Here is a 24,967-nt window from a genome sequence, read left to right as displayed (position 1 = left end):
GCGATTAAAATATTTTTAGGGAAAATTAGGAGGAAATTTAAATTGAATTTAATCGAAAAGTATGGATGGAATAGTAAATGGGAAGAAAAGATGACGAGCAAAGGATTAGTAGGCCGAGTTTTACTCGAGCATAAACATTTATATCGAGTAGTCACAAATGATGGAGAGTGGCTATGCTCCCTTTCAGGTAAGTTTAAATTTGACAACAATCGAGAAGCTTTTCCGGCAGTAGGAGATTGGGTTGTTTTAGAGCAAATGCCAGGAGAAGAGAAAGGGATTATTCAACAGGTTTTACCGAGACAATCGCAATTCTCAAGAAAAGTGGCTGGTACAACTATGGAAATTCAATTGGTTGCAGTGAATGTAGATTATGTGTTTTTAGTGATGTCACTCAACCAAGACTTCAATGTTAGAAGGTTAGAGCGTTACTTACTCTCAGCTTGGGATTCGGGGGCGACACCAGTAGTTGTTCTAACGAAAAAAGATGCTTGTGAGCAATTGGATTATTATATCAATGAAGTCGAATCTATTGCATTTGGCGTCGAAATCTTTGCTGTTTCTAGTGTTACAGGAGAAGGAATAGAAGACTTGGCCGCTCTTCTTGGCGAAGGGAAGACAGGTGCATTACTTGGCTCTTCAGGTGTAGGTAAATCCTCCTTGATAAATGCTCTATCAGGAGAAGAAGTGATGGCGGTTAGTGACATTCGAGAGGATGATAGTAAGGGGCGTCACACAACAACTCATAGAGAGCTTTCTTTGTTACCTGGAGGAGGGCTATTGATAGATACACCAGGGATGAGAGAATTTCAGCTATGGGATTCAAGCGAGGGGATTAGCAACAGCTTCCAAGATATAGAAGAGCTTGCAATGCAGTGTCGATTTAGAGACTGTCAGCATAAACAAGAGCCTGGCTGTACGATTCAGGAGGCTATTCGTTCTGGTGTGCTAAAAGAGGATCGTTATAGGAGCTATGTAAAATTATTACGTGAACTAGCCCATATGGAACGTAAAAACGACTTGGCTGCACAAAAAACAGAGCGAGATAAATGGAAGCAATTATCTAAAGCCCAAAAAAACAATAAAAAAAGAAAAGTTTAACGAGGTACTCAATGATTTTATTACTTGATCATCACAATCAATCTGTAGCAGAAGAAATGCTTGAAGTACAGCTTCCGGCTTATCGAAAGGAAGCGGAGATTATCGGTTTTGATGGCATTCCGCAGCTTAAGGAAACTACAGAGGATATTAAAGCTTCTAAAGAAATTTATATAGGAAAGTATGAAAAGGAACAACTGCTTGGTTTTATTTCATATGAAATTAATGGAGATGAAATGGATATCTGTAGGCTAATTGTCCACCCTAATCATTTCAGGAAGGGAATAGCTACTGAGCTGTTAAAATACGTATTGGACCTCGCTCCTAATAGTGTAAGTGTTATAGTAACTACTGGTGCAAAAAATAAACCGGCGCTTACTTTGTACGAAAGACACAACTTTTCCAAAATAAAGGACATTGAAGTAGAGCCTAATTTTTTTATTACACAACTCAAATACAATTCACAAATATAAGAATATAAGTTTCCATTTTGATACAACCTAAAACTACTGACAATAAATGTTGGTAGTTTTTTTGTTGTTTTTATGTTAGGCATATCAATTGCACATACAAAAATTTCGCTATATAATATAGTCAAATATAGTCAAAGTCAGTTTTAATGAGAAGAGGTGAGAGAAGATGAGAAATATATCTGACATTATTGAAGGTTATTTGAAGTCAATTATCGAAGAAGAAAGTAGAGGGCAGATTGAAATAAAGAGAAGTGAAATCGCTGAAAAATTTCACTGTGTCCCCTCGCAAATAAATTATGTTATAAACACTCGATTTACACAGGACCGTGGTTATTTGGTGGAAAGTAAGCGAGGTGGTGGTGGGTATATTCGAATCCTCCGCGTTCGGGCCCATACAAAAGCTGAATTGATTGAGCATATAATACAAAGTCTGGAAGCCGGGGCGTCTGAGTCCGCGACAGAAGATATTGTATTTAGATTATTGGATGAAGAAGTGATAACTAAGCGAGAAGCAAAAATTATTTTAGCAGCCTTAGCCAGAACGACTTTAGCCATCCCACTGCCTGCAAGAGACGATCTAAGAGCACGAATACTTTGTGCGATGCTATTAACGTTAAAATATGAAAAAAGTGAAAAATGAACGGGGTGTTGAAAAGTGATTTGTGAAAATTGTAAGCAAAGACCGGCCAAAGTGACGGTTACACAGGTGCATAACGGAGAACACTTTGAACGACATTATTGTGAGGTTTGTGCAAATAGCCTACACCCGTTTTATGTTGAATATAAACAAGACCCATTATCTCTCCATCAGCTTCTATCTAATTGGTTTAACCACGCGGATCAGCAGATGGTTCAACAAAAACAACAGAAAACACTTGAATGTAATGAATGTGGCTGGTCTATTGAGAGGTTCTTAGAGGAAGGTAAGTTTGGATGCGCTTCTTGTTATGAAAGCTTTCGTCCTCATTTACCCCAAGTTTTAAAACGTCTGCATAATGGCAATACGACACATATTGGAAAAGCACCAGGGGTACTTGGTGAAAAAATAGCTTTAAAGAAAAGAATTGAAGCAATACGTACACAAATGAAGGATGCTGTCGAGCATGAACAATTTGAGGATGCCGCTAAGCTGAGAGATGAAGTAAAAGAACTAGAAAAACAGCTTGTCGAAGGAGGTGGCGACCACTATGTCGGTTGATAACTTTTTAGATAATTCCAGATCTAGTTGGATGGAAGGGGAAGGAGAGCATTCTGACATTGTGATGAGCACAAGGATCCGATTGGCTAGAAATCTGAATGGATTTCGCTTCCCTCTTGCATTTACAGAGGACGAAGCGCATAAAATTGACCAATCTGTTTCAGCCACTTTGTTGGATGCTGCTGATGAAGCATTGCAAATGAAATTTTCCTCCATTCAGATAAAAGATGTATCTGAGCTCGGACGCCAAGTGTTAGTAGAAAAGCATTTGATCAGTCCCAAATTGGCAAATTCTCCGGATACAGGCTCCGTCCTTTTATCGGAGGATGAATCTGTTAGTCTCATGGTAAATGAAGAGGACCATATTAGGATCCAGTGCCTTTTTCCAGGCCTCCAAATTGAAGAGGCTTATAAACGGGCAGATAATATAGATAGCTTATTGGAAAAAGAATTACCTTACGCATTCGATGAACAGTTTGGATATTTAACAAGTTGCCCTACTAATACGGGCACTGGACTTAGGGCATCAGTTATGATGCATTTACCTGCATTAACGAAAACAAAACAAATGAATCGAATAGTAACCATTATTTCTCGACTTGGAATGGTTGTAAGAGGGATATATGGAGAGGGTAGTGAAGCGCTCGGCAATGTTTATCAGGTATCAAATCAAACGACACTTGGTAAGACTGAGGAGGATATACTAGCTGATCTTCAAAGCATTACGGAACAAATTATTCAAAAAGAAAGAGAAGCACGAGATGCACTATTAAAGCATTCTCCCAATACACTAGAGGATCGTCTTTATCGTTCGTTAGGAACCTTATCCTATGCTCGTCTTATGACAACGGAGGAGGCAGCAAGATGCCTATCCGATGTACGCTTAGGGATAGATATTGGACTTATTCAAGATGTGGATATGTCTATCTTAAATGAATGTATGGTTTTTATGCAGCCAGGATTTTTACAAAAGTATGCTGGTACAACTTTAAATGCTTCGGAGCGTGATATGTTTCGAGCTAAGCTGTTAAGGGAACGTTTGCAAAAAGGAGAAAAAGAGAAAACAAAAGGAGAGGAACCTGCATGATGTTTAATCGATTTACGCAAAGATCGCAAAAAGTTTTACAATTAGCTCAAGAAGAGGCTATTCGCTTAAAGCATGAATCTATAGGAACAGAACATATATTACTTGGACTTATTCGTGAGGGAAGTGGTATTGCGGCAAAAGCTTTAGAAGCAATTGAAGTAGATCCAAAAGTAATAGAAGCAGGTATTGAGGAGCTAGTTGGAACTGGGGCAGAGGAAGTCGGCCCTATTGTTCACTATACGCCTCGCGCTAAGAAAGTGATTGAACTTTCAGTGGATGAGTCTAGAAAGCTTGGTCATTCTTATATTGGAACAGAGCATTTACTTCTCGCGTTAATCCGTGAAGGAGAAGGTGTAGCTGCAAGAGTGTTAAACAATGCAGGTGTAAGCTTAAACAAAGCGCGCCAGCAGGTGCTTCAATTATTGGGAAGCTCCGATCAATCCCATAGTAACAGCAATTCCAATGGGGTCGCTCCAGCTAGCACTCCAACGTTAGACGGATTAGCAAGGGATTTAACTCAAATTGCAAGAGAAGGTACGCTAGATCCAGTCATCGGCCGTAGCAAGGAAATTACACGCGTTATAGAAATTTTGGCTCGTCGTACGAAAAACAATCCAGTTCTTATAGGAGAACCAGGTGTTGGTAAAACTGCAATTGCAGAAGGTCTTGCTCAACAAATTGTTCAAAATGAGGTACCGGAAATATTAAGAGATAAACGTGTTATGACTTTAGACATGGGTACGGTTGTTGCTGGTACTAAATATCGTGGAGAATTCGAAGACCGCTTGAAAAAAGTAATGGATGAAATTCGCCAAGCGGGGAATGTCATTCTATTCATCGACGAACTTCATACATTAATCGGTGCTGGTGGAGCAGAAGGTGCAATCGATGCCTCTAATATTTTGAAGCCTGCTCTGGCTCGTGGAGAAATACAATGTATCGGTGCCACTACGTTAGATGAGTATCGCAAATATATTGAAAAAGATGCTGCACTGGAACGTCGCTTCCAGCCGATTCAAGTTGACGAGCCTTCTGCTGAAGAAGCGGTACAAATTATCTATGGATTACGTGACCGCTATGAAGCACATCACCGAGTGAAAATTACAGATGAGGCAGTAGAAGCAGCCGTTAAAATGTCAGACCGTTACATTTCAGACCGTTTCTTGCCTGATAAAGCGATAGACTTAATAGATGAGGCTGGTTCTAAGGTACGACTTCGTTCCTATACAACTCCTCCTAATTTAAAAGAATTAGAAGCTAAATTAGAAGCTGTTCGTTCTGAGAAAAATGCAGCTGTTCAAAGCCAGGAATTTGAAAAAGCAGCATCTTTCCGTGATAAAGAACAGAAGATAAAAGATAAATTAGAAACAATGAAAAACACTTGGAAAGAAAAACAAGGCAAAGAAGAATCAGAAGTTACTGTAGAGGATATTGCTGCTGTTGTCTCTATGTGGACGGGAATCCCTGTTTCCAAGCTTGCTCAAACAGAATCTGAGAAATTATTAAAACTAGAAGACAAATTACATGAACGAGTTATTGGTCAAAAAGAAGCTGTAGATGCTATTTCTCGTGCGATCCGTCGTGCTCGCGCAGGGCTAAAAGATCCTAAGCGTCCAATCGGTTCGTTTATCTTCTTAGGTCCTACTGGAGTAGGTAAAACAGAACTAGCTCGCGCATTGGCAGAGGTAATGTTCGGGGACGAGGATGCAATGATTCGAGTAGACATGTCTGAGTACATGGAAAAACACTCTACTTCTCGTTTAGTAGGTTCACCTCCTGGATATGTAGGTTTCGATGATGGTGGTCAATTAACTGAAAAAGTTCGTCGCAAGCCGTATTCGGTTATCCTTTTAGATGAAATCGAAAAAGCACATCCAGATGTCTTCAACATCCTTCTACAAGTATTAGAAGATGGTCGTTTAACAGATTCTAAAGGACGTACGGTAGACTTCCGTAATACAGTAGTAATTATGACGTCAAATGTTGGTGCGGACGCACTTAAATACAATAAGCATGTAGGATTTAATCTACAAGAGGCTGGGAAAACGGATTACAAAGATATGAAAGGTAAAATGCTTGAAGAATTGAAAAAAGCATTCCGCCCAGAATTCTTAAACCGTTTGGATGAAATGATTGTGTTCCACTCATTAGAAAAAGAACACTTAAAACAAATAGTGACGTTAATGACAGAACAGCTAGCGAAGCGTCTAAAAGAACAAGGAATAGAGCTAGTGCTTACGGAAGCTGCCCAAGACAAAATTACTACCGAAGGTTACGATCCAACATACGGAGCACGTCCGTTACGCCGTGCACTACAAAAACATGTGGAGGATCGCCTTTCAGAGGAATTGTTGAAAGGGGAAGTTTTAACTGGTCAGCGTGTAGTATTTGATGTAGAAAATGACGAATTTGTTGTTCGTACAACAGAACCTGTCACAGAAAGTTAATAATATAGGCATTCCGAGATTACCGGAATGCCTTTTTTACAGGTTAAGAAAGTTTATAGTTTTTTGTAAAGCGCTTATCTAGCTCCAGCGCCTAGCCCCTTGAGGTCAAATGGAAAAAAGCTGCTCCTAAGCTTTTCTCCATTTGCTTGTCGTGGCAGACATAGGCGCTTGTGCTTTTCTTAATAGGAGGTTCATATGGCTAAAAAGAAAACAAAATTTATGTGTAACTCTTGCGGTTACGAGGCTGCTAAATGGATGGGGAGATGTCCGGGGTGTGGAGAATGGAACACCATGGTGGAAGAGGTAGAGGTAGTTTCTAAGGGACCTAGACATTCTTTTCAGCATTCGTCTGGAGTCACTCAAAAAGCAACCCCAATCATATCGATTGAAACAGTCGAGGAACCACGTGTACAAACTGATTTAGTAGAATTGAATCGTGTATTAGGTGGAGGAATTGTGCCAGGCTCCCTAGTTTTAATCGGGGGAGATCCAGGTATAGGTAAATCAACGCTTCTTTTACAAGTTTCTGCCCTTCTTGCGAATAAAGGAGAAAGAGTACTCTATATATCAGGAGAAGAATCAATCCGCCAGACAAAACTCCGAGCGGAACGTCTAGGAGTCACTTCAAATGAACTTTATATTTATTCGGAAACCAATTTAGAATTGATCAATGGAACGATTGATCAAGTAAGCCCACGGTTTGTAATAGTGGATTCTATCCAAACGGTTCATCATCCAGAGGTAACAAGTGCCCCAGGAAGTGTATCCCAAGTGCGTGAAAGTACAGCTGAGCTAATGCGGATTGCGAAGACTAAAAATATTGCCATCTTCTTGGTGGGACATGTAACTAAGGAAGGGCAAATTGCTGGTCCAAGAATACTCGAGCATATGGTAGATACTGTTTTATACTTTGAGGGAGAACGTCATCATAATCATCGCATATTGCGATCACAAAAAAATAGATTTGGTTCTACCAATGAGATTGCTATTTTTGAGATGGTGCAACAGGGTTTAAGGGAAGTACTGAACCCATCTGAATTATTTTTACAGGAGCGTTCTCATGGAGCGGCTGGATCTGCCATTGTTGCCTCAATGGAAGGGACAAGACCGATTTTAGTAGAGATTCAAGCGCTTGTGACACAATCGAGCTTTAATTATCCAAAAAGGATGGCCACGGGGATTGATCAAAATCGAATTTCTTTATTAATGGCCGTGCTAGAAAAGCGCATGGGACTGCTACTTCAAACACAGGATGCGTACATAAAAGTTGCTGGTGGAGTAAAATTAGACGAACCTGCCATCGATTTAGCCGTCCTAGTAAGTATCGTATCTAGTTTTAGAGATACGGGTGCTGCTCCAACCGACTGTTTTATAGGTGAGGTAGGATTAACAGGAGAAGTAAGAAGAGTATCTAGGATTGAACAAAGAGTGCAAGAGGCAGCTAAGCTAGGCTTTAAACGAGCAATTATCCCTGCATCTAATATGGGGGGCTGGGATTATCCGAAGGGTCTGCAGGTTATTGGAGTAGACTCTGTAAACCAGGTGATGAAAGAAGCCTTTTCATAAAAAGAAATAAGATGCTGTAACGTATTCAAGTCTAACTCTTGTTTTAACTGGGTGTACTCATAGATTTAAAAGTAACAGATAGGTAATCCTTTGCTTTGGTTGTACACGTTAGAGTGTCAATCTGACATTTTCATGTTAGTTTAGCGGGCAAGGGATAACCTTCTTCCTTGCGACTTATTAGACGTATAGGGAAAACAGGAAGTATAATAAAATTTAAATGGAGGTGGAAAATTTGTTAAAGTGGATTATCCAAATTGCTTTTGTATTGATAGGTGGAACATTAGGGTTGCTATTCTTACCGCACTTATATGAACTAATCAATTTATCCGACAACCCTTTGATTAATAATTTATATGTTTCCGTAATAATCGGAGCAATCATGCTGTATGTGGCTGCCCTATTTTTAACAGATTACTTAATACATTTTATCAAATGGATGGAAGAAAGGCTTTTAAAGGCCCCAATCGGAGATTTGTTATTTGGGACACTAGGGATGGTAATCGGGTTAGTGGTAGCTTTCTTCCTTGGCTCGGCTGTATCAACTATTGAGCTACCAGTCATTCGTTCGGTTGCCCCTGTTCTCTTAACCATTATTTTAGGATATCTAGGTTTCCAGGTAGGATACAAAAAGAGAGACGAATTGCTACATGTGTTCACCCCGTCCTCTAAACTACCTTCTTTGAAGAAAAAAACAGCTGAGGAGGAAGCCAAGGAACTTCCGTTGGGTACCTATAAGCTGCTAGACACGAGTGTCATTATTGATGGAAGAATAGCAGATATATCGGAAACGGGCTTTATGGAAGGTGTGCTAGTAGTTCCTCAATTTGTTTTAACGGAGCTTCAGCATATCGCAGATTCTTCTGATACGTTAAAAAGAACAAGAGGACGAAGAGGTCTAGATGTTTTAAACAAATTGAAGGATGAAAGAAGCACTGCGGTTTTAATAGTGGAGGAAGACTTTGATGATGTTCAAGAGGTCGACTTAAAGCTAATGCGTCTAGCCAAAAAAATGGGTGGCGTAGTAGTAACCAATGATTTTAATCTAAACAAAGTATGTGAATTGCATCAAGTGCGGGTATTGAATATTAATGACTTAGCTAATGCTGTCAAACCCGTAGTTATTCCCGGGGAAATAATGCATGTTGTTGTGATTAAAGATGGAAAAGAGCATAATCAAGGTGTAGCTTATTTAGATGATGGCACGATGATTGTAGTTGAAGGTGGTAAAGCGTTCATCGGACAAGCGATTAATGTGGAAGTGACAAGTGTCCTTCAAACATCGGCAGGACGAATGATCTTTGCGAAACCACAGGAAACGAAATAAGTAGTAAGGGGTGTTTCCTTTTAGGAGCATACCCTTTTTCTTTGTAACGGAGGAGGAAAACGAAATGGCTTACACAGTAATCTTACCAGCTGCGGGAAGTGGCAAAAGAATGGGAGCAGAGCATAACAAGCTTTTTATAGAATTAAAAAATATACCTGTACTAATACATACCCTCCGCGTATTTGAACGAGATCCCCAATGTGCTCATATTGTTTTAGCGGTAAAAAAAGATGAACAATCATATATAGAGCAGCTTCTTCTGCAGTATTCTATTCAAAAGGTTGCGGCAATAACTGAAGGAGGAGCAGAAAGGCAGCACAGTGTGTATGCAGGCTTGAAGGCAAGCCCCTCTAAAGAAGTTGTGTTAGTACATGACGCTGCTAGACCTTTCATCCATCAAGACGTTATCCATCGTCTAGTACAGGCCGCAGAAAAATTTGGAGCCGCTGTAGCAGCAGTTCGTGCCAAAGATACGATGAAAAAAGTTCAAAATGGTATAATACAGGAAACGGTTGAACGAGAGAGCCTATGGATCATCCAGACTCCACAGGCTTTTCAATATAACATATTGGAAAAAGCCGAAAGAATGGCAGAGCTAGAGTCCTTTTTAGGAACAGACGAGGCCATGTTGGTAGAAAGACAAGGTGAAAAGGTTCACATCGTGGAGAGCACCTATGATAACGTAAAGGTTACCACTCAAGAGGATTTACTTTTTGGAGAAGTAATTTTAAATAAACGAAAGCAGGAGGAACAATAAATTGTTAAGAATTGGACAAGGCTTTGACGTACATGAATTTGCAGACAATCGCCCATTAATAATAGGAGGAATCACGATACCCTATGAAAGAGGGCTAATTGGTCACTCGGATGCGGATGTATTGCTTCATACAATTACAGATGCAGCGCTAGGAGCTATTGGAGAGGGAGATATTGGCAGACATTTCCCTGACACCGATCCCGATTTTAAAGATGCAGATTCCGCTAAATTACTCGAGCATATATGGAAGCTAGTAGATGCGCGAGGCTACAAGCTTGGAAATGTAGATTGCACTATTATTGCTCAGAAGCCTAAAATGGCTCCTTACATTGAGGAAATCCGCGCCAAAGTTGCAGAGCTTTTGCAAGCTGATGTGTCACAAGTCAACGTGAAGGCGACGACTACTGAAAAGTTAGGATTTACTGGACGAGAGGAAGGAATTGCATCTTTAGCTACCATCCTTTTATTGAAAAAAGACTAACTTTAAAAAAACTACTGGCAGTGGTAGAATAGATAAAGTTTACTACTTTAGCAGACAGGCAAAAGTAAAGATATGCCTTGCCTTAAAAACTGATTGATTCCACTTTCCAGACGAAGGTTTAATTTAAACGCAAGATAACTAGGAGGATTTATAATGACACAAGAAGTTCGCGTACGCTATGCACCAAGTCCTACAGGAAATCTCCATATTGGAGGGGCACGTACAGCATTATTCAATTATTTATTTGCTCGCCACCATAACGGGAAATTTATTGTCCGTATAGAAGACACAGATATTGAGCGTAATATTGAAGGCGGAGAATTATCGCAGCTGGATAACTTAAAGTGGTTAGGAATGGAATACGACGAATCTGTAGATATCGGTGGACCTTATGCGCCTTATCGACAAATGGAGCGTTTAGATATTTACACAAAATATGCGGAAGAAATGCTAGAAAAAGGACATGCTTATAAATGCTTCTGTACTTCAGAGGAATTAGAAGCTGACCGTGAGCAACAAAAAGAAAATGGCGTGGCTGCACCGATGTATAACGGAAAATGCAGACATTTATCTAAAGAAGAAGTGCAAGAGAAGGAAGCGGCTGGAATGCCTTATACTATCCGTATGCGTGTGCCTGAAAATGTAACGTATACGTTTGAAGATTTAGTTCGTGGATCTGTTTCCTTTGAATCGAAAGACGTTGGAGACTGGGTACTTGTAAAAGCTAATGGCATCCCAACGTATAACTACGCAGTAGTATTAGATGATCACTTAATGGAAATTTCACATGTATTCCGAGGAGAAGAGCATTTATCAAATACTCCAAAACAATTAATGGTGTTTGATGTATTTGGCTGGGAGTATCCACAATATGGTCATATGACTTTAATCATTAATGAGAGTCGTAAAAAATTATCAAAACGTGATGAATCGATTATTCAATTTGTTGCACAATATAAAGACCTGGGTTATCTTCCAGAAGCTATGTTTAACTTCTTTGCTCTATTAGGATGGTCTCCTGAAGGAGAGGAAGAGATTTTCTCTAAGGAAGAATTCATCAAGCTATTTGACGTTACTCGTCTTTCAAAATCACCATCTATGTTTGATAAGCAAAAATTAACATGGATGAATAATCAATATATTAAACAGCTACCACTTGAAAAAGTAGTAGAGCTTGCCTTGCCACATCTGCAAAAAGAGGGTCTTCTTCCTGCAGAATTGTCAGAGGAGCAACAACTATGGGCAACTAATTTAATAGCCCTCTATCACGATCAAATGAGTTTTGGAGCAGAAATTATTGAATTGTCATCATTGTTCTTCAACGACGACGTTGCATATAATGAAGAAGCTCTAGAAGTTTTGACTGGCGAACAAGTTCCGGAAGTCATGACGGCATTTAAAGCACAATTAGAGAGCTTAGATACATTTGAGGCAGCTGAGATTAAAGCGTCTATTAAAGCGGTCCAAAAAGAAACTGGACATAAAGGGAAAAACCTATTTATGCCTATCCGTGTCGTAACAACTGGTCAGACGCATGGTCCAGAATTAGCAGATGCGATCAGCTTAATAGGGAAAGAAAAAGTAATCGCTAGAGTTTCTAAATACGCAAAACAATAAAATTGACTTTTCCACTGCAAGGTGTGAAAATGAGTGTACAATTCATGAACGAAAAAAAGAAAGCTAAGAAGAGGAGAAGTACGTAACGCAAGTTCTTTAGAGAGGACCATCACCGGCTGAAAGTGGTCTGAACCAATGAGTTATGGAAATGCACCTCAGAGCGCCATGCCGAACTATGAGTAGGCTGGACGTATCATCTGCGTTAAAGATGTGAAGCGGGAAAGAGTATGTGTATCTTTCCAATCAGAGTGGAACCGCGCGAATGAGCGTCTCTGTCTATATTTATAGACAGAGACTTTTTTTGTGGAAAAAAGGAGTGATTTTAATGTTTGAGCGTATGAAAGAAGATATAGAAGTGGTATTTGAGCAGGACCCAGCCGCAACCAGCAAGCTAGAGGTTGTTTTAACATATGCCGGTTTACATGCAATCTGGAGTCATCGGATAGCCCATGCCTTTTATAAAAAGAAATGGTACTTTCTTGCAAGGCTAATATCCCAAATAAGCAGATTCTTTACAGGTGTAGAAATCCATCCTGGAGCAGTAATTGGCAGACGTTTCTTTATTGATCATGGTTCAGGTGTTGTTATTGGAGAAACATGTGAAATAGGTGACGATTGTACCATATATCAAGGAGTAACTTTAGGTGGGACGGGAAAAGAAAAAGGAAAAAGACACCCTACACTTAAAAATAATGTCTTAGTAGCTACTGGAGCTAAAGTATTGGGTTCCATTACAATTGGCAACAACAGTAAGGTTGGAGCAGGCTCTGTAGTCTTAAAGGATGTTCCAGAGAACTCGACGGTAGTTGGAATACCAGGGGTAGTCGTTATTCAGGATGGCAAAAAGGTAAAGAGAAACTTAGACCATCAAGATTTACCGGATCCGTTCACTGATCGCTGTAAGGAGATGGAAGGTAAGATTGTGTTGCTGCAGCAAGAAATTGATCGACTGACAGAGGAAAAGGAGAGAGCTAATCGTCATGACAATTCAAATATTTAATTCATTAAAACGTGAAAAAGAGCCTTTTGTGCCAATAGAAGAAGGAAAGGTAAAAATGTATGTATGTGGTCCAACGGTATATAACTATATTCACATTGGAAATGCTCGACCAGTTATTGTATATGATACTGTACGCAAATATTTACAGTATCGTGGATATGACGTAACATTCGTATCAAACTTTACAGATGTAGATGACAAAATTATTAAAGCTGCAAATGAACTTGGAGAAGATGTATCCGAATTGACTAGTCGCTTTATCGATGCATATTTTGCAGATGTAGAAGCTTTAGGATGCTCAAAAGCAGATTCCCATCCTCGTGTAACGGATCACATGGTGGAAATCATTGATTTTATAAAGGTATTAGTAGAAAAAGGCTATGCTTATGAATCACAAGGTGATGTCTATTATCGTACAAGAAAGTTCGAGGGTTACGGAAAGCTCTCCCATCAATCGGTGGATGACTTAAAAGTAGGGGCTCGTATTCAGAGAGGTGAAAAGAAAGAGGATGCATTAGATTTTGCTCTTTGGAAAGCTGCAAAGCCGGGTGAGATATTCTGGGAAAGCCCATGGGGTCAAGGTCGTCCGGGATGGCATATTGAATGTTCTGTTATGGCTCGTGAAATTTTAGGAGACACGATTGATATTCACGCAGGAGGGCAGGATTTAACTTTCCCTCACCATGAAAATGAGATTGCCCAATCAGAGGCTAGAACCGGCAAGACATTTGCAAGATATTGGATGCATAACGGTTATATCAATATAGACAACGAAAAAATGTCTAAATCGCTCGGCAACTTCGTATTGGTGAATGATATCCGCAAGCAAATTGACCCACAAATATTGCGTTTCTTTATGCTTAGTGTTCATTATCGTAACCCTATTAATTACTCACAGGAACTTGTGGAGCAAGCGGAGGCAGGTTTGGAACGTATCCGTACCTCGTATGAAAATGTTCTTCATCGCTTAAAAACAACAGCGGATTTAGGTGATCAGCATGACGTGTGGATGCACAAAATAGAGGAAGTAAAACAGCAATTTGAAGTAGCGATGGATGACGATTTTAATACGGCAAATGGAATAGCTGCATTATTTGAGCTATCTAAATTAGCGAACACATATTTGTTAGAGAAGCAAACATCTGAATCAGTGCTAAAGCAATTTATTTCGATTTTAGATTCCTTAACAGCAGTTCTTGGAATTACCCTTTCTAAGGAGTCAGAGGTCCTGGATGAGGAAATCGATGCTCTTATCGAAGAACGAAATCAAGCGAGAAAAGATCGCAATTTTGTTCGTGCAGATGAAATTAGAGATCAACTAAAAGAAATGAATATTATTTTGGAAGATACTGCCCAAGGTATCCGATGGAAGAGAGGGTGACCTTTTGTTAAACTTTAAAGTATCTGACGTAAAGCAACTTAATTCCTTGGCCTTAGCTTATATGGGAGATGCGGTGTTCGAGCAAGTTGTGCGCGAACACCTCATCCGCTCGGGGCGTGTAAGACCGAATATCCTGCATAAGGAAGGAACAAAGTATGTATCTGCCAAGGCGCAAGCGATGATAGTGAAAGAAATGTTAAACACTAAATTTTTGACAGAGGAAGAGGAGGCTGTTTTAAGAAGAGGCAGAAATGCCAAATCTGGAACTGTCCCTAAAAATACAGACGTTTTAACGTATCATTATAGTACCGCGTTTGAAGCAGTTATTGGAAGCTTATACTTAAGTGAGCAAGCAGAACGCCTGCAAGAGGTCCTGGATTTTTCCATTGACTTTATTGATGGACAGAAAGGAGAGAAAAAATAATGGCTGATCAAACAGAACAAACAGGAGAAATTATTGCTGGTAAAAACCCTGTAGTAGAGGCATTACGTTCAGGAAGAGATATGAACAAAGTGTGGATAGCGGAAGGCATCCAAAAAAGTGGAGTGACGGAAATTATTCAACTGGCAAAGGAGGCTGGCATTATTGTTCAGTTCGTACCAAAGAAAAAACTGGATAATTTAACCGATGCAAATCATCAAGGAATTGTTGCATCTGTTGCTGCCTATAAATATGCGGAATTAGACGATTTGTTTAATCTAGCTGCGAGTAAAAAAGAGGATCCTCTCTTTATTATTTTGGATGAAATTGAAGATCCACATAACCTAGGGTCCATTATGCGAACTGCAGATGCGGTAGGAGCGCATGGTATTATCATTCCGAAGCGAAGAGCGGTTGGTTTGACTGCAGTCGTAGCAAAAGCATCTACAGGTGCTATTGAGCATATACCGGTTTATCGTGCAGGAAATTTGGCGCAAACAGTGGACGAGCTCAAGGAGCGTGGGGTATGGATTGCAGGTACAGATGCTGCCAAATCTACAGACTATAGAAATATGGATGCCACACTGCCACTAGCTCTAATAATTGGCAGTGAAGGAAAAGGGATGAGCCGATTGTTAAAAGATAAATGCGACTTTCTTTACCATTTGCCGATGGTTGGTCATGTAACTAGCTTGAATGCGTCAGTTGCTGCGTCGATACTTCTTTATGAAGTATTGCGCGTAAGAAACCCGCTCAAAGGATAGGATTATGCAAATTCTACTTGTCGATGGTTATAACATCATCGGCGCATGGAGCGAGTTAAGAAAACTAAAAAAAGATAAATTACTAGATGCTAGAGATAGACTAATCGAGCAAATGGCGGAGTATAAAGCATTTACCGGTATTCGAGTAATAGTTGTGTTTGATGCTCACTTAGTACCGGGTATAGAAAACAAAAAGATGCAGTATGATGTTGAAATTATCTATACGAGAGAAAATGAAACAGCAGACGAACGGATTGAAAAGCTAACCCGAGAGCTAAGTGGAAGGCGAGTGCAAATCTATGTAGCCACCTCTGATATGACAGAACAAAGGGTCATATTTGGACAAGGTGCGCTAAGAAAATCTGCTAGAGAACTAGAAATTGAAATGCTTTCTATTTCCTCGAATATTACGAAAAAAGTGAAGAATATCCAAGAGAATAAGCCAACTTCGACAATTATTTTATCGGAGGAAGTAGCGGAAATTTTCGAAAAATGGCGAAGAGGAATGAAATGACTCATTGACGCTATAAATTTGCTTCCTGTATACTGATGGTAAATATGTCTAATTTAGCTGAGGTGACTTCATTGGAAAAAACAGAGCTGGATCTACAACAATTGGATAGTTTACTAGATGAAGAGCTTGTAGAGATGGTTCATCAAGGAAACACTGAAGCGCTAGATTATTTGATAACGAAATACCGATCATTTGTAAGAATGAAAGGTAGATCCTATTTTTTAATAGGTGCTGATAGAGAAGATATTCTGCAAGAAGGAATGATTGGTTTATATAAGGCGATTCGAGATTTTAGAGAAGAGAAGCTTTCATCTTTTCGAGCTTTTGCTGAACTCTGTATAACTAGACAGATTATTACTGCTATTAAAACAGCTACTAGGCAAAAACATATCCCGCTTAATTCTTATATTTCCTTGGACAAGCCTATCTATGATGAAGAATCAGATCGAACACTAATGGATATGATTGCTGGCTCAGTTGTAGACGATCCTGAAGAATTAATCATAAATAGAGAGAATTATGATTACATTGAAGGTAAAATGGGAGAGATATTAAGTGAACTAGAGCAGCAAGTGCTTGCCTTGTATTTAGATGGGCAGTCCTACCAAGAAATTTCTGAAGAATTGAATCGTCACGTTAAATCTATAGACAACGCGTTACAGCGAGTAAAACGTAAACTGGAGCGTTATATGGAAATTGGAAGTAATTATGCATAATTTGGGATTTTGTTGACATGGTATGGCGAAGGTGATAATCTTGAAAAAGACTTATACGCCGAAAAGGTGAGAAAATGACTAAGAAAATTGTCTTGAGTTGCGTAGAATGTGGTAACCGCAATTATACAGTCCCTGCATCTAAAGATACCGGTTCTGTTCGCATAGAAAGAAAAAAGTATTGCACGCATTGTAATGCTCATACAGTACACAAACAAACGATATGAGTATAGAAGTAAGATAGATTTTCCATGTGGAGGTTTAGCTAAAATGGCTAATATTGGTGGTTTTTTTAAAAACGTAGTATCAGAAATGAGAAAAGTAAGCTGGCCAAAACGTAAAGAGTTAACACGCTATACAATCATTGTGCTTGCAACAGTAGTGGTTATGGCTGTATTCTTTGCAGTAGTAGACTTAGGAATTTCTGAATTGTTCCGTTGGTACTTGGAGTTATAGGTTTGTAGCATGTAAATATTTGAAAATAGCCCGTCTTAGTCAACGAACGGGTTTTTTCATTTGTCTTAGAAAAGGAGGGAAGGACGCTTAAGTCCCGACACTATGGAAAAAAATTGGTATGTTGTTCATACGTACTCTGGGTATGAAAATAAAGTAAAAGCAAATTTAGAAAAACGCGTAGAAACAATGGGGATGTCTGATAAGATATTCCGAGTGTTCATCCCTGAACAAGAAGAAACAGATTTCAAAGATGGGAAAAAACGCGTAGTAACTAGAAAAACATTCCCAGGATATGTTTTTGTTGAGTTAATCATGACAGACGATGCTTGGTATGTAGTGAGAAACACACCTGGTGTTACTGGCTTCCTTGGTTCATCAGGTGGCGGTACAAAACCAACTCCTCTTGCTCCAGAAGAAGTTCAATCCATGTTAAAACAAATGGGTATGAATGATCGCAAAGTTGAAGTAGACTTCTCAATCGGAGAATTGGTAGAAGTATTAGAAGGACCATTTGCGCATTTCCAAGGTAAAGTAGAAGCTATTGAAGCCGAAAAAGGCAAAGTGACTGTTTCTATCGATATGTTTGGGCGCGAAACAAATATGGAACTAGATTTCGAACAAGTAATCAAAGTATAATTTATTACTTGCTAAAAAAATGGATAAGTGGTATCATTTCAAAGGTCAGACTGAAAAAAAGTCTGCATGAATTTTCTAAATGTTATCAGCGCAGAGCTGAGAGACAGATATTTGAGTGGGAGGGGCAACCCAATTACCACATCACGGACTTAAGGAGGTGTGTCTCGTGGCTAAAAAAGTGATTAAAGTTGTAAAATTACAAATTCCTGCTGGTAAAGCAAATCCAGCGCCACCGGTTGGTCCTGCATTAGGACAAGCGGGTGTTAACATCATGGGATTCTGTAAGGAGTTCAACGCACGTACTGCTGATCAAGCAGGTCTAATCATTCCGGTTGAAATTTCTGTATTTGAAGACCGTTCATTTACTTTCATTACAAAAACTCCGCCGGCAGCAGTGTTACTTAAAGTAGCAGCAGGAATTCAATCTGGATCAGGTGAACCAAACCGCGTTAAAGTGGCGACAGTTAAACGTGATAAAGTTCGCGAAATCGCTGAACAAAAAATGCCAGATCTAAACGCTGCATCTGTTGAAACAGCTATGTTGATGGTTGAAGGTACAGCACGTAGCATGGGTATTACGATCGAAGACTAATACTTAATGTGATTTTGATATGACGCAATTGTTTTTTTGGAAGGTTGTAGTTGTTCCTAAGAATAACTGCAACCTTTACACGTGGGAGGTTTATTCCGCTAAAACCACTATCAAGGAGGACATTTTAAATGGCTAACAAAGGTAAAAAGTTACAAGAAGCTGCTAAATTAGTTGACAAAAATACATTGTATTCAGCTAAAGAAGCAATCGAGCTTGCTAAAAAAACTAGCACAGTTAATTTCGACGCAACAGTTGAAGTTGCTTTCCGTCTAGGAATCGATACTCGTAAAAACGACCAACAAATCCGTGGGGCAGTAGTTCTTCCAAACGGAACTGGTAAAACTCAACGCGTATTAGTTTTCGCTAAAGGTGAAAAACTTAAAGAAGCTGAAGCTGCTGGTGCAGACTATGCAGGTGATGTGGAATACATCAACAAAATCCAACAAGGATGGTTTGACTTCGATGTAATCGTAGCTACTCCTGACATGATGGGTGAAGTTGGTAAAATCGGTCGCGTACTTGGACCAAAAGGTTTAATGCCAAACCCTAAAACTGGTACTGTTACATTTGATGTAACTAAAGCTATCGAAGAAATCAAAGCTGGTAAAGTAGAATACCGTGCTGACAAAGCAGGGATCATTCACGCTCCAATCGGAAAAGTTTCTTTCGAAGACGACAAATTAGTAGAAAACTTTATGTCTGTATTTGAAGTAGTTCAAAAAGCTAAGCCTGCTGCTTCAAAAGGTATTTACATGAAGTCTGTAAATGTTACAACTACTATGGGTCCAGCTATTAAAGTTGATGCTTCATCAGTAAAATAATAATTGACAACCTAATAGTCTATCTGTTAAGATGACTTTTGTTGTGAAATATACATTTGTACCGAAGACAGTAGGAGCGACTTGTCGCTTAATATCCTACCGAGGACACGTAAATTCAGATTCTAATTAGATGATGACTTTCTGCCTCTGTGTCTATCCGTAGATCAGAGGCTTTTCTTTTGTCGGTATAAATGGCCCAATTCTTATAGGAGGTGCCAAGATGAGCAAAGCAATTGAAACGAAAAAAGTGATTGTAGACGACATTGCAGAGAAATTTAAAGCTGCTGCTTCAGTAGTTGTAGTAGACTACCGTGGTTTAAATGTTGCTCAAGTTACAGAATTACGTAAACAACTTCGTGAAGCTGGCGTTGAGTTCAAAGTTTATAAAAACTCACTTACACGTCGTGCGACTGAAATCGCTGGAGTTGATGCAATTAACGAATTCTTAGTTGGACCAAATGCTGTTGCATTCTCTAACGAAGACGTAGTTGCTCCTGCAAAAATCATTAATGATTTTGCTAAAAAGAACGAACAATTAGAAATTAAAGCAGGGATCATCGAAGGAAACGTATCTTCAGCAGAAGATGTAAAAGCTTTAGCAGAACTTCCATCACGCGAAGGACTACTATCTATGCTTTTATCTGTACTTCAAGCTCCAGTGCGCAATTTCGCACTTGCAACAAAAGCTGTTGCAGAACAAAAAGAAGAGCAAGGCGCATAATTCCTTATGAACTTTGCACAAAAATCGGCTAATAGCCTAAAACATATCCAATAATAGGAGGAAAATAAAATGAACAACGAGCAAATCTTAGAAGCTATCAAATCAATGACAGTTCTTGAATTAAACGACTTAGTAAAAGCAATTGAAGAAGAATTTGGTGTTACTGCTGCTGCACCTGTAGCTGTAGCTGCTGGTGGCGGTGCTGCTGCTGCTGAAGAAAAAACTGAATTTGACGTTATCCTTGCATCTGCAGGAGACCAAAAAATTAAAGTAATCAAAGTAGTTCGCGAAATCACTGGTCTTGGCTTGAAAGAAGCTAAAGAAGTAGTTGACAACGCTCCAAAAGCACTTAAAGAAGGCGTATCTAAAGAAGATGCAGAAGCTATGAAAGCACAACTTGAAGAAGTTGGAGCAAACGTAGAAGTTAAGTAATTTTTGGTACAACTCGGGGAAAAAGCTCGTCTTTAAACGACGAGCTTTTCTTCGTATGTATGATGGAGGGTTAAACGGTGTCTGAACATTATTATTCTAGAAAACCTCAAACGGAAAGTAAGCCTCAACATTGGAACTTTAAATTGCTAGGCCATAATTTTCGATTTGAAACAGATGCTGGTGTTTTTAGTAAGAGCGAAGTAGATTTTGGCTCCCGTGTATTAATCGATACTTTCAAAGCGCCAGATCAAGAGGGAGACTTCTTGGATGTTGGTTGTGGCTATGGTCCGATTGGGCTTGCCATTGCAAAAGCAAATGAAGAAAGAACAGTTCATTTAGTAGATGTTAACACGCGTGCAATCCAACTTGCAGTAAAAAATGCGGCTGCTAACGGGGTACAAAATGTGCGAATCTATGAAAGTGATGGGTTGTCAGCAGTGGAAACTGCAAACTTTGCGGCTATTATAACTAATCCACCCATTCGCGCTGGAAAAGAGACTATATTTCGTTTCTATAAAGATTCCTTTGATAAATTAGTTTCAAGGGGAGAATTGTGGGTTGTCATTCAAAAGAAACAAGGGGCACCATCTACTTTTAGTTTTTTAGAAGAGATTTTTGGTCAAGTGGAAGTTGTGAACAAAGAAAAAGGTTATTGGATTATAAAGGGTACAAAAGATTGACTTGACAAAATCGCTATGATATTATAATAAAATGCAAAAATATTATTTTGAGGACTTATGCCCTTTTGTATAAAAGCTATACTTTATGGGTATACTGGCCGAGAAAAAGTTTGGTGAATCAAAAATGAGCTCTTATTAAGAACTCGTTTTCTTTTTGTCTTTCGATATCATACACCAAAATGTCTATATCGAAAAGACCTATTATCGCTTTATTGAGGGGTGAATGAGTTGACAGGTCAACTAGTTCAGTACGGACAACACCGCCAGCGTAGAAGTTTTGCGCGTATTAGTGAGGTGCTAGAATTACCGAATCTTATTGAGATTCAAACAGCATCTTATGAATGGTTCCTTGAAGAAGGTTTGCGTGAAATGTTTAAGGATATTTCACCTATCGAGGATTTTACAGGCAATCTATCATTGGAGTTTGTCGACTATAGTTTGAATGATCCAAAATATTCAGTCGATGAATCTAAAGAACGTGACGCAACATACGCAGCACCACTTCGCGTAAAAGTACGTCTCCACAACAAAGAAACGGATGAAGTGAAAGAACAAGATGTCTTTATGGGTGATTTCCCACTCATGACAGAAACTGGTACTTTCGTTATTAATGGTGCTGAGCGAGTAATCGTATCTCAGTTAGTCCGTTCACCAAGTGTTTACTTCCATGACAAAACAGACAAAAATGGTAAAAAAGGTTTTGGTGCTACTGTTATTCCAAACCGTGGTGCATGGCTTGAATACGAGATTGATGCAAAGGACGTAGTGTACGTTCGAATTGACAGAACTCGTAAATTACCAGTAACTGTTTTACTTCGCGCTTTAGGATTCGGTTCAGATCAAGAAATCATTGATTTACTCGGTGACAATGAGTATTTACGTAACACGCTAGAAAAGGACAACACAGAAACTACTGAAAAAGCGTTATTAGAAATCTATGAGCGCTTACGTCCAGGCGAGCCACCAACTGTGGAAAGTGCAAAGAGCCTGCTATACTCTCGCTTCTTTGACCCAAAACGCTATGATTTAGCAAATGTTGGTCGTTACAAAATGAACAAAAAATTACACATAAAAAATCGTTTGTTTAACCAAACAGTAGCGGAAACGTTAGTGGATCCAGAAACAGGTGAAATTTTAGTTGAAGCTGGTACACTGATCGATCGTCGTGTATTAGACAGACTGATCCCTCATTTGGAAAATGGAATTGGATTTAAAACATTCTCTCAAGTTGGAGGAGTTTTAGAAGACGATATTACGGTTCAGTCGATTAAAATTTATGCACCAAATGATGACGAGCAAAAAGAGATAAATGTAATTAGTAATGCGTATGTGGAAACCGAAGTTAAAAACATTACGCCAGCAGATATCGTGTCTTCTATTGGTTATTTCTTTAACCTATTATTCAACGTTGGAAACACGGATGATATTGACCATCTAGGTAACCGTCGTTTACGTTCAGTTGGAGAGTTATTACAAAACCAATTCCGTATTGGTCTTTCTCGTATGGAGCGTGTAGTTCGTGAGCGTATGTCAATAAACGATACACAAGCAATTGTTCCACAACAGCTGATAAATATTCGTCCAGTAATTGCATCTATCAAGGAATTCTTTGGTAGTTCTCAATTATCTCAGTTCATGGACCAAACAAATCCACTTGCAGAGTTAACTCATAAACGTCGTCTTTCTGCTTTAGGACCCGGTGGTTTAACGCGTGAGCGTGCAGGCTTCGAGGTTCGTGACGTTCACTACTCTCACTATGGTCGTATGTGTCCGATTGAAACTCCTGAGGGACCTAACATTGGTTTAATTAACTCACTTTCCAGTTTTGCGAAAGTAAATAAATTTGGATTTATCGAAACTCCTTACCGTCGAGTTGACCCTGAAACTGGTCTTGTAACTTCACGTATCGATTACCTAACAGCAGATGAAGAGGACAACTATGTTGTTGCGCAAGCTAACTCTCCACTTTCTGACGACGGTGCATTCGTAAACGAAGAAGTAGTTGGCCGTTTCCGTGGTGACAACACGGTATTTAGAAGAGATCAAATTGACTACATGGACGTATCACCGAAACAAGTAGTTTCTGCTGCTACAGCATGTATTCCATTCTTAGAAAACGATGACTCTAACCGTGCCCTAATGGGAGCGAACATGCAACGTCAAGCTGTTCCTCTTTTAAACCCAGAAGCTCCGTTTGTCGGAACTGGTATGGAGCATGTCAATGCACGTGATTCAGGTGCCGCTGTTATTGCTAAGTATCACGGGATCGTAGAACATGTAGAAGCGAAAGAGATTCGCGTTCGTCGCATTGAAGAAGTGGATGGAAAAGAAGTTAAAGGTGATTTAACAACTTATAAAGTTCACAAATTCGAACGTTCTAACCATGGTACATCTATTAACCAACGTCCAATCGTTAAGGTTGGAGACCGTGTTAAACCTTTAGATATCCTTGCAGACGGTCCATCTATGGAACAAGGAGAGCTTGCGCTAGGACGTAACGTACTAGTTGCCTTCATGACATGGGATGGATATAACTACGAGGATGCTGTAATCATGAGTGAGCGTCTTGTGAAAGATGATGTCTATACTTCTGTGCATATTGAAGAATACGAATCAGAATCACGTGATACGAAACTTGGGCCAGAGGAAATTACGAGAGACATTCCTAACGTCGGAGAAGATGCTTTACGTAACTTAGATGACCGTGGAATTATCCGTGTCGGTGCTGAAGTTAGAGACGGAGATATTTTAGTAGGTAAAGTAACGCCTAAAGGAGTTACAGAACTTACTGCTGAAGAACGTCTACTACACGCTATTTTCGGAGAAAAAGCTCGTGAAGTTCGCGATACATCTCTACGTGTACCTCATGGTGCAGGCGGAATTGTATTAGATGTAAAAGTCTTCAATCGTGAAGATGGGGATGAACTATCACCTGGTGTTAACCAACTAGTACGTGCTTATATCGTTCAAAAACGTAAAATCTCTGTAGGGGATAAAATGGCCGGACGACATGGTAACAAAGGGGTAATCTCTCGTATTCTTCCGGAAGAAGATATGCCTTTCCTTCCAGACGGAACACCAGTGGACATTATGTTAAATCCACTAGGGGTACCTTCTCGTATGAATATTGGGCAAGTACTAGAGCTTCACTTAGGTATGGCTTCTAGACTTCTTGGTGTTCACATGGCTTCACCTGTATTTGATGGTGCCAACGAGGAAGATGTATGGAACACGATGGAAGAAGCAGGCTTGAACCGTGATGGTAAAACGACACTTTATGATGGTCGTTCAGGTGAACCATTTGATAACCGCGTTTCAGTAGGGGTTATGTATATGATCAAACTTGCCCACATGGTTGATGACAAGCTTCATGCTCGTTCAACAGGACCTTATTCTCTTGTTACGCAACAGCCTCTTGGTGGTAAAGCGCAATTCGGTGGACAACGTTTTGGTGAGATGGAAGTATGGGCACTAGAAGCATATGGTGCTGCTTATACATTACAAGAAATCTTAACGGTTAAATCCGATGACGTGGTTGGACGTGTGAAAACATATGAAGCCATCGTAAAAGGTGAAAGTGTTCCTGAGCCAGGCGTTCCTGAATCATTCAAAGTATTGATTAAAGAACTACAAAGTTTAGGTATGGACGTTAAGATGTTAACAATTGACGAAGAAGAAATTGAACTTCGTGATTTAGATGAAGATGACGATATTCCGGCAGCTGATGCACTTGGTTTATTACCACTAGCTAATGAAGAAGAGCCAGTTGGAAACTTAGAGTAAGGTCAAGC

26 protein-coding genes and 2 other annotated features are annotated in these 24,967 nt (G+C 39.6%); all 26 genes read left to right on the top strand.

From position 1 onward, the window contains the following. The first annotated feature begins 90 nt into the window (after nucleotides 1-90). Nucleotides 91-1,098 carry a ribosome small subunit-dependent GTPase A gene (gene rsgA / locus MHB55_RS20745; protein WP_445678255.1) on the top strand — a complete coding sequence of 336 codons (1,008 nt, stop codon included), beginning with the start codon at nucleotides 91-93 and terminating at the stop codon, nucleotides 1,096-1,098. Between the two features lie 11 nt (nucleotides 1,099-1,109). Further along, on the top strand, nucleotides 1,110-1,568 hold the full coding sequence (locus tag MHB55_RS20740; RefSeq protein WP_340863909.1) for a GNAT family N-acetyltransferase: 459 nt from the start codon (nucleotides 1,110-1,112) through the stop codon (nucleotides 1,566-1,568). Nucleotides 1,569-1,734: 166 nt separating this feature from the next. After that, nucleotides 1,735-2,208, top strand: coding sequence for a CtsR family transcriptional regulator (locus MHB55_RS20735; RefSeq protein WP_144540913.1), 474 nt, complete (start codon nucleotides 1,735-1,737; stop codon nucleotides 2,206-2,208). A 15-nt stretch (nucleotides 2,209-2,223) separates the two neighbouring features. Further along, complete coding sequence (locus tag MHB55_RS20730) at nucleotides 2,224-2,766, top strand: UvrB/UvrC motif-containing protein (RefSeq protein ID WP_144540914.1); 543 nt, start codon at nucleotides 2,224-2,226, stop codon at nucleotides 2,764-2,766. After that, nucleotides 2,756-3,853 carry a protein arginine kinase gene (locus tag MHB55_RS20725; RefSeq protein ID WP_340863908.1) on the top strand — a complete coding sequence of 366 codons (1,098 nt, stop codon included), beginning with the start codon at nucleotides 2,756-2,758 and terminating at the stop codon, nucleotides 3,851-3,853. Before MHB55_RS20730 ends, MHB55_RS20725 begins: the two co-directional genes overlap by 11 nt. Next, nucleotides 3,850-6,300, top strand: a complete 2,451-nt coding sequence (locus MHB55_RS20720; protein ID WP_144540917.1) for an AAA family ATPase — start codon at nucleotides 3,850-3,852, stop codon at nucleotides 6,298-6,300. Before MHB55_RS20725 ends, MHB55_RS20720 begins: the two co-directional genes overlap by 4 nt. A 195-nt stretch (nucleotides 6,301-6,495) precedes the next feature. Then, nucleotides 6,496-7,866 (top strand): DNA repair protein RadA, encoded by a 1,371-nt coding sequence (radA, locus tag MHB55_RS20715; protein WP_340863907.1) that lies wholly within the window; start codon nucleotides 6,496-6,498, stop codon nucleotides 7,864-7,866. A 232-nt stretch (nucleotides 7,867-8,098) separates the two neighbouring features. Continuing rightward, nucleotides 8,099-9,190 (top strand): PIN/TRAM domain-containing protein, encoded by a 1,092-nt coding sequence (locus tag MHB55_RS20710; protein WP_144540921.1) that lies wholly within the window; start codon nucleotides 8,099-8,101, stop codon nucleotides 9,188-9,190. Nucleotides 9,191-9,254: 64 nt separating this feature from the next. Continuing rightward, nucleotides 9,255-9,947 (top strand): 2-C-methyl-D-erythritol 4-phosphate cytidylyltransferase, encoded by a 693-nt coding sequence (gene ispD / locus MHB55_RS20705; protein ID WP_151112034.1) that lies wholly within the window; start codon nucleotides 9,255-9,257, stop codon nucleotides 9,945-9,947. A gap of 1 nt (nucleotide 9,948) precedes the next feature. Next, nucleotides 9,949-10,428, top strand: coding sequence for a 2-C-methyl-D-erythritol 2,4-cyclodiphosphate synthase (ispF, locus tag MHB55_RS20700; RefSeq protein WP_144540925.1), 480 nt, complete (start codon nucleotides 9,949-9,951; stop codon nucleotides 10,426-10,428). A gap of 153 nt (nucleotides 10,429-10,581) precedes the next feature. Continuing rightward, entirely contained in the window at nucleotides 10,582-12,045 is a 1,464-nt protein-coding gene (gltX, locus tag MHB55_RS20695; RefSeq protein WP_144540927.1) for a glutamate--tRNA ligase, read from the top strand. Nucleotides 12,046-12,101: 56 nt separating this feature from the next. After that, nucleotides 12,102-12,322: a binding site (T-box leader), on the top strand. Between the two features lie 48 nt (nucleotides 12,323-12,370). Further along, nucleotides 12,371-13,045: a serine O-acetyltransferase gene (cysE, locus tag MHB55_RS20690; RefSeq protein ID WP_154312064.1), complete on the top strand. Its 675-nt coding sequence runs from the start codon at nucleotides 12,371-12,373 to the stop codon at nucleotides 13,043-13,045. Continuing rightward, nucleotides 13,026-14,426 (top strand): cysteine--tRNA ligase, encoded by a 1,401-nt coding sequence (gene cysS / locus MHB55_RS20685; RefSeq protein ID WP_144540931.1) that lies wholly within the window; start codon nucleotides 13,026-13,028, stop codon nucleotides 14,424-14,426. Before cysE ends, cysS begins: the two co-directional genes overlap by 20 nt. A 61-nt stretch (nucleotides 14,427-14,487) precedes the next feature. Further along, entirely contained in the window at nucleotides 14,488-14,850 is a 363-nt protein-coding gene (locus MHB55_RS20680) for a Mini-ribonuclease 3 (protein ID WP_144541044.1), read from the top strand. Next, nucleotides 14,850-15,611, top strand: a complete 762-nt coding sequence (gene rlmB, locus MHB55_RS20675; protein WP_151112042.1) for a 23S rRNA (guanosine(2251)-2'-O)-methyltransferase RlmB — start codon at nucleotides 14,850-14,852, stop codon at nucleotides 15,609-15,611. The genes MHB55_RS20680 and rlmB overlap by 1 nt, the downstream gene beginning before the upstream one ends. Before the next feature lie 4 nt (nucleotides 15,612-15,615). Continuing rightward, complete coding sequence (locus tag MHB55_RS20670; protein ID WP_144540935.1) at nucleotides 15,616-16,125, top strand: NYN domain-containing protein; 510 nt, start codon at nucleotides 15,616-15,618, stop codon at nucleotides 16,123-16,125. Nucleotides 16,126-16,169: 44 nt separating this feature from the next. Further along, nucleotides 16,170-16,841 (top strand): RNA polymerase sporulation sigma factor SigH, encoded by a 672-nt coding sequence (gene sigH / locus MHB55_RS20665; protein WP_144541046.1) that lies wholly within the window; start codon nucleotides 16,170-16,172, stop codon nucleotides 16,839-16,841. Between the two features lie 74 nt (nucleotides 16,842-16,915). Beyond that, nucleotides 16,916-17,065 (top strand): 50S ribosomal protein L33, encoded by a 150-nt coding sequence (rpmG, locus tag MHB55_RS20660; protein WP_144540937.1) that lies wholly within the window; start codon nucleotides 16,916-16,918, stop codon nucleotides 17,063-17,065. Between the two features lie 43 nt (nucleotides 17,066-17,108). Next, a complete protein-coding gene (secE, locus tag MHB55_RS20655; protein ID WP_144540939.1) occupies nucleotides 17,109-17,294 on the top strand; it encodes a preprotein translocase subunit SecE in 186 nt (61 codons plus the stop codon). A 102-nt stretch (nucleotides 17,295-17,396) separates the two neighbouring features. Further along, a complete protein-coding gene (gene nusG / locus MHB55_RS20650; protein ID WP_144540941.1) occupies nucleotides 17,397-17,930 on the top strand; it encodes a transcription termination/antitermination protein NusG in 534 nt (177 codons plus the stop codon). A gap of 166 nt (nucleotides 17,931-18,096) precedes the next feature. Continuing rightward, on the top strand, nucleotides 18,097-18,522 hold the full coding sequence (gene rplK, locus MHB55_RS20645; protein ID WP_144541048.1) for a 50S ribosomal protein L11: 426 nt from the start codon (nucleotides 18,097-18,099) through the stop codon (nucleotides 18,520-18,522). A 128-nt stretch (nucleotides 18,523-18,650) separates the two neighbouring features. Continuing rightward, nucleotides 18,651-19,343: a 50S ribosomal protein L1 gene (gene rplA, locus MHB55_RS20640; protein ID WP_144540943.1), complete on the top strand. Its 693-nt coding sequence runs from the start codon at nucleotides 18,651-18,653 to the stop codon at nucleotides 19,341-19,343. 43 nt (nucleotides 19,344-19,386) lie between these two features. Then, nucleotides 19,387-19,530: a sequence feature (ribosomal protein L10 leader region), on the top strand. A gap of 33 nt (nucleotides 19,531-19,563) precedes the next feature. After that, the gene (gene rplJ / locus MHB55_RS20635) at nucleotides 19,564-20,064 is read left to right on the top strand and encodes a 50S ribosomal protein L10 (protein ID WP_144540945.1); all 501 of its coding nucleotides are present in this window, start codon (nucleotides 19,564-19,566) and stop codon (nucleotides 20,062-20,064) included. A 69-nt stretch (nucleotides 20,065-20,133) separates the two neighbouring features. After that, nucleotides 20,134-20,496, top strand: a complete 363-nt coding sequence (gene rplL / locus MHB55_RS20630) for a 50S ribosomal protein L7/L12 (RefSeq protein WP_144540947.1) — start codon at nucleotides 20,134-20,136, stop codon at nucleotides 20,494-20,496. Nucleotides 20,497-20,573: 77 nt separating this feature from the next. Continuing rightward, the gene (locus MHB55_RS20625) at nucleotides 20,574-21,176 is read left to right on the top strand and encodes a class I SAM-dependent methyltransferase (protein ID WP_340863906.1); all 603 of its coding nucleotides are present in this window, start codon (nucleotides 20,574-20,576) and stop codon (nucleotides 21,174-21,176) included. Between the two features lie 228 nt (nucleotides 21,177-21,404). Further along, nucleotides 21,405-24,959 carry a DNA-directed RNA polymerase subunit beta gene (gene rpoB, locus MHB55_RS20620; protein ID WP_144540951.1) on the top strand — a complete coding sequence of 1,185 codons (3,555 nt, stop codon included), beginning with the start codon at nucleotides 21,405-21,407 and terminating at the stop codon, nucleotides 24,957-24,959. The last annotated feature ends 8 nt before the right edge of the window (nucleotides 24,960-24,967 follow it).

The sequence above is a fragment of the Psychrobacillus sp. FSL K6-1267 genome (assembly GCF_038003265.1).
Lineage (GTDB): Bacteria > Bacillota > Bacilli > Bacillales_A > Planococcaceae > Psychrobacillus > Psychrobacillus faecigallinarum.
This window is presented reverse-complemented; position numbering and strand designations above follow the sequence as displayed.

Coding starts and splice junctions, on each gene's coding strand:
- rsgA (WP_445678255.1), top strand. CDS start 91: ATGACGAGCAAAGGATTAGTAGGCCGAGTTTTACTCGAGCATAAACAT.
- MHB55_RS20740 (WP_340863909.1), top strand. CDS start 1,110: ATGATTTTATTACTTGATCATCACAATCAATCTGTAGCAGAAGAAATG.
- MHB55_RS20735 (WP_144540913.1), top strand. CDS start 1,735: ATGAGAAATATATCTGACATTATTGAAGGTTATTTGAAGTCAATTATC.
- MHB55_RS20725 (WP_340863908.1), top strand. CDS start 2,756: ATGTCGGTTGATAACTTTTTAGATAATTCCAGATCTAGTTGGATGGAA.
- MHB55_RS20720 (WP_144540917.1), top strand. CDS start 3,850: ATGATGTTTAATCGATTTACGCAAAGATCGCAAAAAGTTTTACAATTA.
- radA (WP_340863907.1), top strand. CDS start 6,496: ATGGCTAAAAAGAAAACAAAATTTATGTGTAACTCTTGCGGTTACGAG.
- ispD (WP_151112034.1), top strand. CDS start 9,255: ATGGCTTACACAGTAATCTTACCAGCTGCGGGAAGTGGCAAAAGAATG.
- gltX (WP_144540927.1), top strand. CDS start 10,582: ATGACACAAGAAGTTCGCGTACGCTATGCACCAAGTCCTACAGGAAAT.
- cysE (WP_154312064.1), top strand. CDS start 12,371: ATGTTTGAGCGTATGAAAGAAGATATAGAAGTGGTATTTGAGCAGGAC.
- cysS (WP_144540931.1), top strand. CDS start 13,026: ATGACAATTCAAATATTTAATTCATTAAAACGTGAAAAAGAGCCTTTT.
- MHB55_RS20680 (WP_144541044.1), top strand. CDS start 14,488: ATGGGAGATGCGGTGTTCGAGCAAGTTGTGCGCGAACACCTCATCCGC.
- rlmB (WP_151112042.1), top strand. CDS start 14,850: ATGGCTGATCAAACAGAACAAACAGGAGAAATTATTGCTGGTAAAAAC.
- MHB55_RS20670 (WP_144540935.1), top strand. CDS start 15,616: ATGCAAATTCTACTTGTCGATGGTTATAACATCATCGGCGCATGGAGC.
- sigH (WP_144541046.1), top strand. CDS start 16,170: ATGTCTAATTTAGCTGAGGTGACTTCATTGGAAAAAACAGAGCTGGAT.
- rpmG (WP_144540937.1), top strand. CDS start 16,916: ATGACTAAGAAAATTGTCTTGAGTTGCGTAGAATGTGGTAACCGCAAT.
- secE (WP_144540939.1), top strand. CDS start 17,109: ATGGCTAATATTGGTGGTTTTTTTAAAAACGTAGTATCAGAAATGAGA.
- nusG (WP_144540941.1), top strand. CDS start 17,397: ATGGAAAAAAATTGGTATGTTGTTCATACGTACTCTGGGTATGAAAAT.
- rplA (WP_144540943.1), top strand. CDS start 18,651: ATGGCTAACAAAGGTAAAAAGTTACAAGAAGCTGCTAAATTAGTTGAC.
- rplJ (WP_144540945.1), top strand. CDS start 19,564: ATGAGCAAAGCAATTGAAACGAAAAAAGTGATTGTAGACGACATTGCA.
- rplL (WP_144540947.1), top strand. CDS start 20,134: ATGAACAACGAGCAAATCTTAGAAGCTATCAAATCAATGACAGTTCTT.